The organism is Paraburkholderia podalyriae (genome assembly GCF_014397785.1).
Lineage (GTDB): Bacteria > Pseudomonadota > Gammaproteobacteria > Burkholderiales > Burkholderiaceae > Paraburkholderia > Paraburkholderia podalyriae.
Map to the genome: position 1 here is coordinate 14098 of NZ_VZQQ01000071.1, position 13670 is coordinate 27767.

At 58.2% G+C, this 13670-nt stretch carries 13 protein-coding genes and 3 pseudogenes; 4 read left to right on the plus strand and 12 right to left on the minus strand.

What is annotated here, in order from left to right:
- The first annotated feature begins 1 nt into the window (after position 1).
- Both F6X42_RS36530 and moaA read left to right on the plus strand, forming a co-directional pair.
- Entirely contained in the window at positions 2–2479 is a 2478-nt protein-coding gene (locus F6X42_RS36530) for an arsenate reductase (azurin) large subunit (RefSeq protein ID WP_187638781.1), read from the plus strand.
- Positions 2480–2558: 79 nt separating this feature from the next.
- Positions 2559–3686: a GTP 3',8-cyclase MoaA gene (moaA, locus tag F6X42_RS36535; protein ID WP_187638782.1), complete on the plus strand. Its 1128-nt coding sequence runs from the start codon at positions 2559–2561 to the stop codon at positions 3684–3686.
- 83 nt (positions 3687–3769) lie between these two features.
- Here moaA and arsC read toward each other — a convergent pair whose 3' ends face one another.
- The 3 genes from arsC to hfq form a co-directional block, all read right to left on the minus strand.
- Positions 3770–4192 carry an arsenate reductase (glutaredoxin) gene (gene arsC / locus F6X42_RS36540; protein ID WP_187638783.1) on the minus strand — a complete coding sequence of 141 codons (423 nt, stop codon included), beginning with the start codon at positions 4190–4192 and terminating at the stop codon, positions 3770–3772.
- Positions 4189–5298 (minus strand): ArsO family NAD(P)H-dependent flavin-containing monooxygenase, encoded by a 1110-nt coding sequence (locus F6X42_RS36545; RefSeq protein WP_187638784.1) that lies wholly within the window; start codon positions 5296–5298, stop codon positions 4189–4191. Before F6X42_RS36545 ends, arsC begins: the two co-directional genes overlap by 4 nt.
- A gap of 1878 nt (positions 5299–7176) precedes the next feature.
- On the minus strand, positions 7177–7407 hold the full coding sequence (hfq, locus tag F6X42_RS36550; protein ID WP_187638792.1) for an RNA chaperone Hfq: 231 nt from the start codon (positions 7405–7407) through the stop codon (positions 7177–7179).
- A gap of 80 nt (positions 7408–7487) precedes the next feature.
- Between hfq and F6X42_RS44635 the strand changes: the two are divergent.
- Positions 7488–7685, plus strand: a pseudogene (locus F6X42_RS44635) (cold-shock protein); the annotation flags it as partial.
- Between the two features lie 304 nt (positions 7686–7989).
- The gene (locus F6X42_RS36560) at positions 7990–8169 is read left to right on the plus strand and encodes a DUF2934 domain-containing protein (protein ID WP_187635650.1); all 180 of its coding nucleotides are present in this window, start codon (positions 7990–7992) and stop codon (positions 8167–8169) included.
- A 236-nt stretch (positions 8170–8405) separates the two neighbouring features.
- On the opposite strand, the gene F6X42_RS36565 is transcribed toward F6X42_RS36560, so the two are convergent.
- The 9 genes and pseudogenes from F6X42_RS36565 to F6X42_RS44640 all read right to left on the minus strand — a co-directional run.
- Positions 8406–8708: a hypothetical protein gene (locus tag F6X42_RS36565; protein ID WP_187638786.1), complete on the minus strand. Its 303-nt coding sequence runs from the start codon at positions 8706–8708 to the stop codon at positions 8406–8408.
- 510 nt (positions 8709–9218) lie between these two features.
- Positions 9219–9554, minus strand: coding sequence for a hypothetical protein (locus F6X42_RS36570; protein WP_187638787.1), 336 nt, complete (start codon positions 9552–9554; stop codon positions 9219–9221).
- A gap of 87 nt (positions 9555–9641) precedes the next feature.
- Positions 9642–9845: a cold-shock protein gene (locus tag F6X42_RS36575; protein WP_137333051.1), complete on the minus strand. Its 204-nt coding sequence runs from the start codon at positions 9843–9845 to the stop codon at positions 9642–9644.
- 17 nt (positions 9846–9862) lie between these two features.
- On the minus strand, positions 9863–10258 hold the full coding sequence (locus F6X42_RS36580; RefSeq protein ID WP_246530407.1) for a helix-turn-helix domain-containing protein: 396 nt from the start codon (positions 10256–10258) through the stop codon (positions 9863–9865).
- A gap of 241 nt (positions 10259–10499) precedes the next feature.
- Complete coding sequence (locus F6X42_RS36585) at positions 10500–10883, minus strand: response regulator (protein ID WP_187638788.1); 384 nt, start codon at positions 10881–10883, stop codon at positions 10500–10502.
- A 1137-nt stretch (positions 10884–12020) separates the two neighbouring features.
- Complete coding sequence (locus tag F6X42_RS36590) at positions 12021–12368, minus strand: helix-turn-helix domain-containing protein (RefSeq protein ID WP_187638789.1); 348 nt, start codon at positions 12366–12368, stop codon at positions 12021–12023.
- Positions 12369–12555: 187 nt separating this feature from the next.
- Positions 12556–12774 (minus strand): helix-turn-helix domain-containing protein, encoded by a 219-nt coding sequence (locus tag F6X42_RS36595; protein ID WP_187638790.1) that lies wholly within the window; start codon positions 12772–12774, stop codon positions 12556–12558.
- A gap of 431 nt (positions 12775–13205) precedes the next feature.
- Positions 13206–13322, minus strand: a pseudogene (locus F6X42_RS36600) (glutathione S-transferase N-terminal domain-containing protein); the annotation flags it as partial.
- Positions 13319–13670 (minus strand): annotated as a pseudogene (locus tag F6X42_RS44640) (hypothetical protein); the annotation flags it as partial. The pseudogenes F6X42_RS36600 and F6X42_RS44640, both read right to left, overlap by 4 nt.

A 13670-nucleotide genomic window follows, 5' to 3' on the forward strand; every position in this document is an offset into this window, starting at 1 on the left:
AATGCCTACTGAAAAAGACCGCATTGCGCTACCGCCGGTCACGGCCCAGCGAACGAATATGACTTGCCACTTCTGTATCGTCGGATGCGGTTACCACGTGTACAAGTGGCCTGAAGACCAGGAGGGAGGGCGCGGCCCGAATCAGAACGCGCTGGGCGTTGATTTCCGTAAACAGGTGCCGCCGCTCACGCTCATCATGACGCCCGCGATGGAAAACGTCGTCACCGACCGCGATGGCTCGCGCCATACCATCATGATTGTTCCGGACAAGAGTTGCATCGTGAATAGCGGCTTGAGCTCGACGCGCGGCGGTAAGATGGCGACGTACATGTACACACCAGACGGAATAACCCAGGAGCGCCTGAGACATCCGCGTATCTATCTGAGCGACCAGTGGGTCGACACGACCTGGGACCAGGCAATGGCGCTCTACGCCGGCCTGGCGAAGAAGGTACTCGATAAGGACGGCCCGAACGGAATTGTGTTTTCTGCCTTTGACCACGGAGGCGCCGGAGGAGGATTCGAGAACACATGGGGCTCCGGCAAGCTGATGTTTACAGCGCTGCAGACTCCGATGGTCCGTATTCACAATCGGCCGGCATACAACTCGGAATGCCATGCAACCCGCGAAATGGGTATTGGTGAACTGAACAACTCCTACGAGGACGCCGAACTGGCCGATGTTATCTGGTCCATTGGCGCGAATTCCTACGAAACGCAGACGAACTACTTCCTGAATCACTGGGTGCCAAACCTGCAGGGTGGGACGGCCGACAAGAAAAAGAAGTGGTTCCCCGGCGAAGCGATTCCGAAGACGAAGGTCGTGTTCGTGGACCCGAGGCGCACTCCGACTATCGCAGTCGCCGAGCAGGTGGCGGGGAAGGACAACGTGCTCCATCTGGACATCCTTCCGGGCACCGACGTTGCCCTGTTCAATGGCCTGTTCACGTATGTGGTGCAGCAAGGATGGACGGACCGCGATTTCATCTCCGCCCACACCAATGGATTCGACGCGGCAGTCCAGGCCAACAAATTGTCACTGGACGAATGCAGCAAAATCACCGGTGTGCCAGCGCAAAAAATTCAGACGGCAGCCGAATGGTCCTATAAGCCCAAGGGCCCGGGCCAACTGACCAGGACGATGCATACCTACGAAAAAGGCATCATCTGGGGCAACGACAACTATCTGATTCAGTCGTCGCTCGTAGACCTCGCCCTTGCCACGCACAACGTTGGTCGGCGAGGCACGGGCTGCGTGCGAATGGGGGGGCATCAGGAGGGTTACACGAGACCACCGTATCCGGGCGATACGAAGATATACATCGACCAGGAACTCATCCACGGCAAAGGCCGGATGATGACCTGGTGGGCATGCAACAACTTCCAGACCAGCAACAACGCGCAAGGCCTGCGCGAAGCTGTCCTGCGCCGCTCGCAGATTGTGAAGGACGCAATGCAGGGAGCACGCGGCGCGACCACCGAGCAGTTGGTCGATGTCATCTACGACGCGACCAGCAAGGGTGGCCTGTTTGTCACCAGCATCAATATCTATCCGACAAAGCTGGAAGAAGCGGCCCACCTGATGTTGCCAGCAACGCATCCGGGCGAGATGAACCTGACTTCGATGAACGGGGAGCGCCGCATGCGCCTCTCCGAACGGTTCATGGACCCACCGGGAACAGCGTTGCCGGATTGTCTCATCGCCGCGCGGGTCGCCAACACGCTGCGTGACATGTATCGCAAAGACGGCAACACCAAGATGGCGTCGCGGTTTGACGGTTTCGACTGGAAGACCGAAGAGGACGCTTTCAATGACGGTTTCCGTCGCGTGGGGCAACCTGGGGTGGCGAAGATTGACAGTCAGGGCGGCAATACGGGGAATCTGGTCACCTACGAGCGGCTACGCATCATGGCCAACAACGGAGTGCAGTTGCCCGCAAAGGCGTGGGAAGGAGGCAAGCTCGTCGGCACGGAGATGATGTACATGGACGGCAAGTTCGATACGCCCGACGGCAAGGCTCAGTTCAAACCATCACCGTGGCCGGGGTTGCCGAAGACGGTGGCTGACCAGAAAGCGAAATACCGGTTCTGGATTAACAATGGTCGCACGAATGAGGTCTGGCAGACCGTGTACCACGACCAGTACAACGAATTCGTTCGCGCCCGGGACCCGATGGCATACATCGAAATCAACCCCGCAGATGCGCAGGAGCTTGGAATCAGTGCGGGAGACATCGTCGGGGTATTTAACGACTTCGGCTCCACGTATGCGATGGCTTACCCGGTGCCTGAGCAGAAGCACGACCAGACGTTCATGGTGTTCGGTCATGTGAACGGAATCCAGGATAACGTCACGACGACGTGGACCGACCGAAACGTCATTCCGTACTATAAGGGGACGTGGGCGAACATCCGCCGTGTTGGGTCGATGGAGGACTACAAGCAAACAGTCAGCTTTAAGAGTCGCCGTTACACGTAAGCGACAGCGGCCTGCGCATTGCCGGCCGCGTTCTGCTTTGATGGTGGGTGGTTTTTCGCACGCGGGGATGGGTGCAGCGATGAAGTCGTTCTCTCTGGGTCGAGTCATTCCGCTGGTAGAAGTCTCCGTGACTGGCTCGGCGGAGCGTGCCTTCCCTGTATCCGAGCTCGCGACAACCGAGATGCCGCTTCGGGACGCGCGTATGCGGCCTTTGCGTGACTTGCGTATCTCGGTAACGGACCGCTGCAACTTTCGCTGTGTCTATTGCATGCCGAAGGAGGTGTTTGGCAGGGACTACGAATTTCTTCCCCGGGGTGAGTTGCTCAGCTTCGAAGAAATTGAGCGCGTCGCGCGGGTTTTCATTGGTCTTGGCGTTGAGAAAATCCGCCTGACTGGCGGAGAGCCACTACTGCGGAAAGACCTTGAATGCCTTGTCGAGCGACTGGCCGCCATGCGAACGCCTTCGGGCGAGGATGTCGAACTGACGCTAACGACCAACGGTTCGCTGCTCAGCCGCAAGGCGCGGTCGCTTTGGGACGCGGGATTGACGCGCATCACCGTCAGTCTCGACGCGATGAACGCAACCGTCTTCCAGCAAATGAACGGAGTCAACTTTCCTGCCGCGCTGGTGCTGGAAGGAATCGACGCGGCGCTCCATGTCGGTCTCGCTCCGGTCAAGGTCAACATGGTCGTCAAGCGCGGCGTGAATGAGGCGCAGATTCTGCCCATGGCGAGCCATTTCCGGGGAACTGGAGTGGAGGTCCGTTTCATCGAGTTCATGGACGTCGGCACGAGCAACGGCTGGAACATGGAGTCGGTAGTGTCATCTTCTGAGGTCGTTCGTTGCATCGATGCGGCGTTCCCGCTCGTACCAATGGGCCGCGAAAAGCCGTCGGCCACTTCGGTACGGTATCGTTACGCGGACGGACAGGGCGAAATCGGCGTCATCTCGAGTGTCTCGCAGCCATTCTGCGGCGACTGCACGCGACTGCGCTTGTCCGCAGACGGCAAGCTCTTCACTTGTCTGTTTGCCTCTCATGGCCTGGACATGCGCGGACCGTTACGAAACGGGGAGTCCGACGACGCTTTGCGCCGACGTGTGGCTGCGCTTTGGACGCGACGGGCCGACCGCTATTCTGAGCAGCGCGGCGAAGACAGTGCAGCGCATAGCCGGTCAAAAATCGAAATGTCGTTTATCGGCGGGTGATGCTGGCGAGCATTCTCTCGCTCCACACGCCGTCGAGGCTATTGCCTTATCCGTTAAGCGAGCCCATTGCTGATTCGGTTGCGCTACTTCACACGACGGCCGTGCTCATCGATAATCACCTCGCCGTCTTCCTTCGTGAACGGCACCGTCCGGGCTTCCGGCAGAATCTCGAGAACCACCTCGGATGGTCGGCACAGACGCACACCGTGGTCGGTCGCCACAAGGGGCCGGTTAATGAGTATGGGATGCTCCAGCATCGCGTCGATGAGTTGGTCGTCGGTCACGAGTGGGTCATCGAGCCCCAGGTCTGTATAAGGTGTGCCTTTCTGTCTTATCACTTCCCTGACGGACAGACCCGACCGATTGATAAGGTCCACGAGTGTTTCGCGAGTCGGTGGTGTCTTCAGGTACTCAATAATCACTGGTTCGACGCCGGCATTGCGAATCATCGCAAGGGTATTGCGCGACGTTCCGCACTCTGGATTGTGATAAATCGTGACGCTCATAATCTCTGCTCCGAGAGGGAGGTTAGGTATTGGTTAATCTGCGCTGCCGTCGACCTTGCGCTGCGCATCACGCCGACAAGGGTGGCTGATGCGAAGCCGCACCATTCGCCATATCCAACCAGCCAGAGTTGTGGTTCCAGTCTGGCGCGGCAGTCGATGACATCCACCCGGCCCGCGTCATTAAGGACGTGCAGCGGACGAAGATGATGGAGCGCGGGACGAAATCCGGTACACCAGATAACGGCATCGACGTGCGTGTGGGTGCCATCTTTCCATACGACGCCATCCGCCGTGAAATGCGAGAACGGCCGCACGGAATGCAGCACTCCTCGTTCGCGTGCTTCGCACACGGACGGCACCATCACGACGTCGCCCAGGCCGCCGCTCGGCGCAGGGTCCGGTCGGCCCTCGGCGCGCGCTTTCCATCGCTCGGTCGCACGTTCGAAGAGAACACGTCCGTCGACTTCGTCTGGCAGGAAGATAGGCTCTTCCAACGTAACCCAGGTTGTGTGACAGACTCGCGACAGCTCAGCGAGTATCTGCGCGCCTGAATTACCGCCGCCTACGACCAGAACTCCCTTTCCGCGCAAGTCCTCTGGGTTACGGTAGTGTGCGGAGTGCAACTGCTCACCTTCGAAAGTGGCCTGTCCAGGATACTCCGGAATGTAGGGGCGGCCCCATATGCCCGTCGCACTGACAACGGCTTTTGCGAGCCATTCACCCTTGTCGGTCGATACGAGCAGCCCTGCATCACGCCGCGATACGGACGTCACGTCCACCGGGCGATGAACTGGAATCTCGTAGCGCTTCTCGTATTCAGTGAGATAACGAATAACATGCTCACGAGTCGGATATTGCTCTGAGGTCGAGGGCATCAGCCAGCCCGGCAAGGAACTCCACTGGGCCGGAGAAAAGAGGTGAATCGAATCCCATGCATGCTGCCAGGCACCGCCTGGCGCGGGCTGGTCGTCCAGCACGACATAGTTCAGGCCGGCGCGACGAAGAAAGTATGCCGTGGCGAGCGCTGACTGCCCGCCGCCGATGACCGCCACATCAACGGGGTGATGCGTTTGTTCCTTCGAAGGTGTGTTCTGTGCTCTGTCCATAGTTCGATGTTACTGGCAATATGGTGATTTTGCTTGACTCTGAGTCACGATTAGTCGCAAGCAATCTCGTTCAAGGCGAAGGCGATGTTCGGCGTCGCGCACGCGCCATTGCTACTCATACCACTTGGCGTCAGTAGCAGACCACACTGTCGGCAGCGCTGCTGCAGAATTGTCCATCTCAGCGGGCCCGGGGAAGTGCTTTAACAGCGCGTAAGCACAATCACGATTAGGAACGGGAAGGCGAGCAGATAGAGCTGATAGGACGTAAGGTCTTTCATAACATGGTCGCAATCTTACGAAGTCCGAAGGCACCGCGAGTCCGCAGACCAATTGCGACGTTGATGCGGACGGCATGCGAATCCCAGCATCGAACCACTGCGAAGAAGCTACCGCACGTGGTGTTCATGGAGCCCAGGAGGCAATCTGCGTACGCGCGTCGGGCGCACTAACGCCGGTCTCGGGAGGGTAGCAGGCCCGACACCAATGCGTATCAAGTCATCTCTTTGCAATCACGTCGATGGCGCTGTCGGCGCAGACAGTACGGCTATGTGGACCGTCCACGCGTTCATATTTGCAACGCCGGCCTCATGCGCATCACACAGTATGTAGAAGCCCGACGCCAGCGGCTGCGAAAACCCGGTCACATCCATGTTTGCAATCGGCTCGAAACTCCGCCGTGCATTGCGTCCGCTGCATGCTACGGTTGCGCTGTCGATACGCCGGATGCGCAGCGCGATATTCGCGCCAGTAGCTCGAATGGCCTGCGCGCCATTGCGCCTGCGCCCGGGCCTGGTTGTCGCGATAGTCGCTATCGGTACGGAGCCGGTTTTTCTGCCAGTCGCGTCGACGGGCGCGCTGGCACGCTTTCGAGGAGCAATATCGCTGACGGGGAACATGGAGCAGCGGAACGAGCGCGTTGCCACATGCGAGACAAAGGCGGGTCGATTTCATGAGTGCCCTCCGGGTCCGGTTGCGACGGGCGGACGCCGAAACTCCGACCAGCTACCGGAACTGCTGGCCTGAGGCGGGAGAGAGGGGCTTGCCTAGGGATAGAGAGAGGTCTTCGGCGCACGCCCGGCCGATTCCCATCACCCGAGAAAATCGCTAGAATTGGGTTAAGTCAAGCGCAGTTTTTGAAATCCGCGCGCGAGCGCGAACGACCTCCGCTGATGGGACAGGTTCAACCTACCCCTCGCTCGGCACCCAGGTCGAGGCGGCCGCAATCAGCGTTTCTCATTTTATGTGTCACGCTTTCTCGCTTTATGCGTGCACACCTCCCGCAAGTCCTTACCCAGCAAGGCACTCTTTCTCACCTTATGCTCCCGTCTACAGCTGGTGACCAACGCCGGTGACGCACGAACAGGTGCCGACCTTCGGGTAAGTTTTCCGACGGACCTACGTCTGCGAGCGTTGTCATTGCGCTGCTACTTCGCGCGAAGAACGCGGCGGAGTGACCTCTGGCCATGTACGGGATAGGGAAACCGGCATCCGGGCCGATTACACCGGGGCATTTAAAGCGTTAACGCAGAGCGGGGAAGACGCGCCGCAACGGACGTTCAGGTGCAGTGAAGTTCACGCGAACGACATGCCAGCCCGGGTGATGGCGTTCGCTGCAAGCATCGACCTCGAAGTCGTGTCACACCTTCGTAGCCTGAAGACCCCAGGTTTGGTCACGATGAGTTACACGGAGCATTGCACGTCATGAATCGTCGTCTGAATCTAGATGTACATCTGCAAGGCACTCTCAAACGCAACGGCTCCAGGCGGGCCTTCGCTGCACGACTGGACATGACCATCAAGCGCGCCAAGGTGACCTCCGGTCGGGTGGCCAGGTCACTCGGCGTATCGGAACACGAGGTGACCCTTTGGCGCGCCGGATTACCGTTCCGAACGTGCCTGGCTCCTGCCATTGGCCGGCAGCACGGTCGAAATGGCATGTTTAAAAACAAGTTGCGCACCCAGACCAGACTCGAGCAAAACTGCAAACTGGTCAAAGGCGGCCAGTTGACCGCTCAGTCTGATGCCGTTCACGAGGAACACGTTTACGGTGGTCTTGTCGTTCAAGAGCATCTGCAAAAAATCGTCTTGTACGCTTGGGCGTTCGGCCATGTTCGAAGTCACAGCGATAGGTCCTTAGATTGTACCGGCGATACCTGAAGCCGCCAGCCTTTTCGATTTTGGACACAATGATGGCAACCGGTACCGTAAAGTGGTTCAATGCTGCGAAGGGCTTGGGTTGCATCACGCCGGATGGCAGCGGTGAAGACCTTTTCGCTCATTTTTCGGAAATCAGCGCAGAACGGTTCAAGGCGCCGCAAGAGAATAAGGTCAGCTTCGACGTGAAGATAGGGCCGAAGGGCAAGCAAGCTGCGAATATCAAACCAGTCCAGGAGATAGTCTGTCTCTTTGCCGCCTACGGCGCCGGTGCGTCAGGCGTCGTACTTTCAAGGCGGAGTCGAGCAAGAGCGCCTGTTGAAAAAGCAGAATCCGCCACTCAGCGCGGAGATTGGCAGTCAATGCGAAGCGCGCGGTGGCGTCATCACGCATGACTCGGACGCCAATTGCTTCGACACGTTTGTCGGCGTGGGTCTGTCTGCTCCCGCATCGACGCTTTCACCTTCCGCTGTGAAACTGGCACGCGGAGCAACTTCACGAGTAGCTGTTCGCGAAAAATCGCTGGAGGATTGAGCAATGGACAACGTTTCGCGGGAAGAGAAGATTCGTGTACGGGCCTACGAGCTCTGGGAAAAAGACGGCAGCCCCGACGGTCGCGCCGACGAGTATTGGGAGCAAGCCCGCGCACAGATAGAAGAGGAAGAATCCGAGGCCGACGGGAGCGGAGCCGACCTGAAGGGTCGGCTGCCGCTGTGACGAAAACTGGAATGGCGCTGACGAAGAGCCGCCATAGACCACGTAGTCGAGTTGCAATTATTGAAGGCGGAGCGACAGCGGCGCAATGCTCGCAAGGAGCCTCTTCGTTGTCGCTTTGCGCCGACCACTCGACGTTGCGGACGCTATCCAGCGTCGCTGGTGTCCTGCCGCACCACGCTCCTGACCGCGAGGCTGCCCTGCAGGTTAAACAGCGTGCCTCCGCAGCGACACCCTTGTCAGTAAGTCTTCTTCATTCCGCTGCTGTCAGAGGCGGGCGCATTCATTTCCCCCTTCTTCTGCATTTTCGGCTTCATCTGTTTCTGCGACATCTCCCCCGACTTACCCATGGTGTTTGCGCCGGACGCGCCGGATGGTGACTCTGTAGCGCCGCTTGCATTCGGCGTTCCCATTCCGGTGCCACCCTGGCCTGCACCGGCGCCCCCTCCACCACCTGTTCCCGCACCCTGCGCGCAGACGGCGCCGGACAAACTCAACATAAACGCCGAAATAAGCAGGATTCCTTTCGCCGCGACTCGCATGATGGCTCCTCCGTATGCAGAGCGACCGGCTGCGACCCAGGTCGGTGCAGCCCGTCGTCCTGGTTACCGCATTTCCCGTGCCGCTTCTGGCCTCAGCATAAGGTCCTTGATTTCATCGTTGAACGGTAACAGCCCAGCTATCGTGCGCGCAGCACCCGAGGAGATTCCCAGCGCGCTCGCGTTTTCAAGGCGGTGAAGACAGCGTCTGCAGAATCGGCGGACGCTGACGAAGAATTACGTCGTTACATGCCGCACGTCATCTCACGGTCGGATATCGTTCACCACCGGTAGACGGCTGCAAATCTGCCGGCCAGGCTTGCCCTGTGACCCTGGACTCCGACTGTCTCGCACGAGCCAGGTGGCGGAACAGTCACGGCAGCAGTCGCCGCATGTCGTGCGCAAAAAAGGGCTTTCGCCGTGGCATGCGCGTTGCAGGCATCGGGGCGTCAACTTTTCAGGAGAGGACCATGACAATCCACAACCCGAAAATACCGTCGTGGACGGGGTCATTCACTCGTTGAAGAGGTCGCGGCACGGCCCGCCATATCGAACGTCGAGCGATGACTCGTCCTTGAAAACGAGTCGCTTTAGAATTCCGGAATCCTGGACTCTCTGAACGGCGTCCCGCTTCACGAAGACGCCTGGACGTTCATCGGGCAGAACCAGCTGCATCAACGGACCGTACTTTTGCATGGCGTGGAAGAAGCTGGACTCCAACGAAGGTTCTCTCACACCCAGCCAGTAAACCAAGGCTGCGCCGGGATTTCGGGCGTCGCGTGCGAGAAAGCGCAACGTCTTGCGGGTAACCTGGCAGGACGAGGATTCGATATGCGGCAAGTCGTGCATGCGGGGTCTCCGGTTGATTGTCCGTACGTCTTGCAAAATGGGCCGCATAACGTCCCATTCATCGCTAGGAGGCGAGCGTCGGGCTTGTTACAGCGGCTTGATGTTGGCAGCCTGCTTGCCCTTCGGCCCCTGCTTCACTTCGAAGCTGACCTTCTGATTCTCCTGCAATGATTTGAAGCCGCTGCCCTGAACCTCAGAGAAGTGGGCGAACAGGTCTTCTCCGCCGTCGTCCGGCGTGATAAAGCCGAAGCCCTTGGCGTCGTTAAACCACTTTACAGTTCCGGTTGCCATATCCACTCCACAAAAGTTTAATGTCGCATTCGCGTTTGCTGGATTTCACAGCGCGGCGAATCAGGAGGAAGAGGCTGCCCTGTGCAAAGCCAGTGAACATCGAGATGGAGGGCCGTGGCGAGACGAATACAGGCGTTCAGCGGCGGCACGGTGATTCCGCCTCGCCAATATTGCACGTCATATTCGCTCACACCCAGCCACTTCGCTGCGCGTGCCGAACTGATGCCGGCGCGTGTCAATGCCCTGTCGAGGCGTGCGGCCAAGGCGCGCGTCAGGCGGTCATTGCCGACACTGCGCTCGAGATGACCGATACTTTGAGTATGTCGATTCATTTGTCTAACTTCTCTCAGATTATATTTTTTGCAATTCAACACCGGTTCTTTCGGTGCCGGCCGAATCCCAGTATTTGTCATGACGGCCTCATGACGCCATGTTGTCTTTTCGCCGGCGCGCCGGGATGCCACTGTGGTTGGCGTTATAGTTGCAAGAACAACTATTCCTTCGCGTGTGCAGTGGCGCCAACCAATAAATATATGTTCACGCTTGCCGTTGCACATATACGACAAAAAGGTCGTCCAGACCATCCGGACGAGCACAACCCTGACTTGCGTTTAGCTCCGCCTTGGGGCAACTGCATCAGACAGCAAGCACTGCCTAGGCGGCCAGGAGCGCGCTCGCGCTCGCGTCATCACAGCCTCGAGCATCTTCAATCACTTGCAAAAGTGCCTCGAGCGAGAACGGCTTCTGCAGACAGACATCGAAAAGCCGCGCGAGTCCGCCGTCCTCACTGTCTCCAGTCATGGAGACCATGAAGGGCCGGTCAGCGAAAGGCGTATTGACAATCGACAGTGCGACAGCACTTCCTTTGATTCCGGGCAGGTTCTCGTCAAGCAGGACAAGTTCGAAAGCGCGGCAGCACAGCAGCGAGAGCGCGCTTTCTCCGTCTTCCGCCACGGTGGCGCGGTGACCATAGCAGTCAAGCAGGAAAGCCAGACTGTCCGCGACCACCTCATTATCTTCGACGACCAGCACGTCCATTCAATGTCTCCTTAAATGCCAAAAACTCGGGTTAACATTGATTCGTATTATTATATTATCCTAATGGTTTTGGATGGCTTACGTATGTTAAATGGTTACGCCCAACTCCACTAGGCTTTAGCTTAAAAATAGCAGCACGAAGGTCCGTGAGTTGGCGACGGCACTGCCAAAATCATTATGTATGTACGTTGACGCACATCCGTAGCCAGAATTATTTAGCCGCCCGGTAAAACTGATAACACGCCTTTCACGTCATGGAAACTTCGCGCGACGAACTGTCCGTTTCCGCTGAGAACCGCTATCGTGGCATTTCCTCGCACCGGCGGACGGTGGGATGCGTTATTAAACGAAAAGTCCTGGTTCAGTATTTCTGGGCCGCCCGACCACGCCGACGACGCGCGGCTTCCGAAGGGCGTTCGCTGACGGAAGCAGGCGAGTCGCGGCCGTCGCCGGACGGAAGATGCTGAACTGCGCAACACGAGCCCCGTGTGCCATGGAATATGCGAATGGGTACGCTCGCCGATGTGTTGCAGGTTGAGCGCTCCGCAAAATTTTCGTTTCTCCAGATGCCGTCGTGCTCCCAAGGCACCGCCTAATTGAGGGGCATCGCATCAGAGCGCACGGTCTTTTGTCCTTAGTCGTCGGACCTATTCCTTGCTCACAATTTGCCCAAGTCCGGGAATCTGCTCATTTGAAGGCAGTATCTGCTCAAAAGTGAGCAGATACTGGTGAGTGCCTTGCTCGCGATACCTGAGACCTGTGGCCGAACGCGGGCAGACGCCAGGAAACTCCTCTTAGCAAAGGCCGGAACGCTTCTTCAAGGATGGGCAGCTTTTCTGATGGAAGCGAGGCCCCACCCCGCCTGCGGCCAAGATTTTTTCCCCAACGGCTGTTCAGAAACGCTTCGCGGTAAAACGCCTTATTGGCAAGCTCCGACGCACGCCGTCACTGCCGGGTCCATCTGGTGCGAAGGGCTTCACCAATCAAATAGCCACTCGACCGTCCTTCCCGTGCCATCTCGCCGGCGGCCAACCTGTCGAGTCCATCGTCATAACATTCGTCTAAAGATATCAGCAGCCGCACGAGCGCACGTATAGACCGCTGCTCGCACTAACCGAACGGTACCGCTCAGCGGGCCTAATTTGTCCCATCCGTTCGGTCGCTTCGCGTGACCTTGACGTTGGCCTTCGAGTGGCGAACTCGGACGCGTCGCGGCGGTTCGCCGACGGAAAGAGCAGCCGCTCGCTGTTCGGCAAGGACGTCGTCAAGTGTGCGCCCATGGCCTATCGGACGAGCAAACAGCTCAAGCCCGACCGCCTCGAAGAGACTCAGCAGCTTGACGGCGCCGAGTTCGACCAGCTGGCCTGTTTCAAAGCGGCTAATCCGCGCCCGAGTAATGCCGCTCAGTTCTGCAATTTCTTGCTGAGTCTTGTTTGAAGCAATCCGGGCGGCCCGAAACGCTTCTCCCAGCTCGAACAGGTCCATGCGCCACCTAATGCCTCAAGAAGAGCAGTGTTAACGTGCCTTATGTTGAACGTTATCTCCGATTTCGGCAGCAACGTATCCTATTTGACACACGAAACATGGTGCATTTAGCGGCATGACTTCGACGCGCCGGCCCGCCTCGAAGGTCTTTCAGGGATGGTTGCGCGAGCTCGCCCCATCGATTAACTCACGGCTGTTCGTCGCCGAACTCGTCGGCGTGCCAGTCGAGAAATTTACTGGCCTCCGCCTTCTGCCTCGCTTTGTAGGCAAGAACCTCGTCGAGCAGCAAGCAATTGTCACGTGTGCTCGATAGTTTTCCTTCTGCCATGAGTCGCCGCACGTGAGACCTCCTGACAAACAAAATCTTCGCCGCATCTTCGATTGAGACCATTTCGGCATCGTTCATGTCAGCAACTCCGCAGTTAAGCCAAGCCAAGCCACCTGACGCGACTACACACTCGCGAAGCACCAGCGTTGTGCGACATTGAGACGCGCCGCGTCTCAATCGCCATCTAGACTCCTCTTCATTCGGTTGAGGCTACACCGGCTGGGGAATTCAACGGGGAGAAATGAGCATGGCAAATTCCTACGAAGGTCGTTACTGCGGCGTTTGCGACCACGAACTTCACCACGGCTACTTCAGTTTGTCGAAGCGAAGCCAGACACTGTCGGATACGTCGGCTGGCAAGGTCGTCTTGGTTTCAGGCGACGACTTGGTAACCGATTTCTGCAGCTCGGCGTCCAGCGACTACGCTGAGGCCGCTATCAGTTCGACGCTGACGTCTCCGTACCCGACTGCTGACAAGACGGTTCCGTGTTCGCTTTGCCTGCGGCCGGTTGGCCACCATCCTTCAGCAAGTGCACCGCTGCATACTCGAACGGCAACCCCTTAAGCGCTAGCGCGATGCGCACACGATAGGAGGCCGGGCTGCGGAAGTAGCTGTACAACTTCATGCGACAGTTTCCACCTCAGCCGTCTCGAGCGCGGGCAAAATTTCGCCGACGCATACGCCGAATCCGACACGATAGCCATCTCCTTGGCACCAGCCGAGCAATGTCAACTCATCGCCGTCTTCGATGAAGCTGCGGACTTCTCCGTTGCCGACGTCGAGCGGCTTTTGGCCGTTCCAGGTGAGTTCGAGAAGGCTTCCGAACGTGCCCACTCCCGGTTCGGCTGCGTATTTCGGATGAAGGTGACCAGCCGTTTCGGGATCGTGACCGGCGATTTCGGCAACGTGACCGGTCGTTTCGGCAACGTGACCGAGCGGACCGGACAGCAGGATTGGCGTTGCGCATGACATC

Bases quoted from the DNA above. Each gene is read 5' to 3' on its own strand.
- hfq (WP_187638792.1), bottom strand. From the start codon at position 7,407: ATGGCCGAACGCCCAAGCGTACAAGACGATTTTTTGCAGATGCTCTTG.
- moaA (WP_187638782.1), top strand. From the start codon at position 2,559: ATGAAGTCGTTCTCTCTGGGTCGAGTCATTCCGCTGGTAGAAGTCTCC.
- F6X42_RS36565 (WP_187638786.1), bottom strand. From the start codon at position 8,708: ATGCGAGTCGCGGCGAAAGGAATCCTGCTTATTTCGGCGTTTATGTTG.
- F6X42_RS36585 (WP_187638788.1), bottom strand. From the start codon at position 10,883: ATGGACGTGCTGGTCGTCGAAGATAATGAGGTGGTCGCGGACAGTCTG.
- F6X42_RS36590 (WP_187638789.1), bottom strand. From the start codon at position 12,368: ATGGACCTGTTCGAGCTGGGAGAAGCGTTTCGGGCCGCCCGGATTGCT.
- F6X42_RS36570 (WP_187638787.1), bottom strand. From the start codon at position 9,554: ATGCACGACTTGCCGCATATCGAATCCTCGTCCTGCCAGGTTACCCGC.
- F6X42_RS36560 (WP_187635650.1), top strand. From the start codon at position 7,990: ATGGACAACGTTTCGCGGGAAGAGAAGATTCGTGTACGGGCCTACGAG.
- F6X42_RS36595 (WP_187638790.1), bottom strand. From the start codon at position 12,774: ATGAACGATGCCGAAATGGTCTCAATCGAAGATGCGGCGAAGATTTTG.
- F6X42_RS36545 (WP_187638784.1), bottom strand. From the start codon at position 5,298: ATGGACAGAGCACAGAACACACCTTCGAAGGAACAAACGCATCACCCC.
- F6X42_RS36575 (WP_137333051.1), bottom strand. From the start codon at position 9,845: ATGGCAACCGGAACTGTAAAGTGGTTTAACGACGCCAAGGGCTTCGGC.
- arsC (WP_187638783.1), bottom strand. From the start codon at position 4,192: ATGAGCGTCACGATTTATCACAATCCAGAGTGCGGAACGTCGCGCAAT.
- F6X42_RS36530 (WP_187638781.1), top strand. From the start codon at position 2: ATGCCTACTGAAAAAGACCGCATTGCGCTACCGCCGGTCACGGCCCAG.
- F6X42_RS36580 (WP_246530407.1), bottom strand. From the start codon at position 10,258: ATGACAAATACTGGGATTCGGCCGGCACCGAAAGAACCGGTGTTGAAT.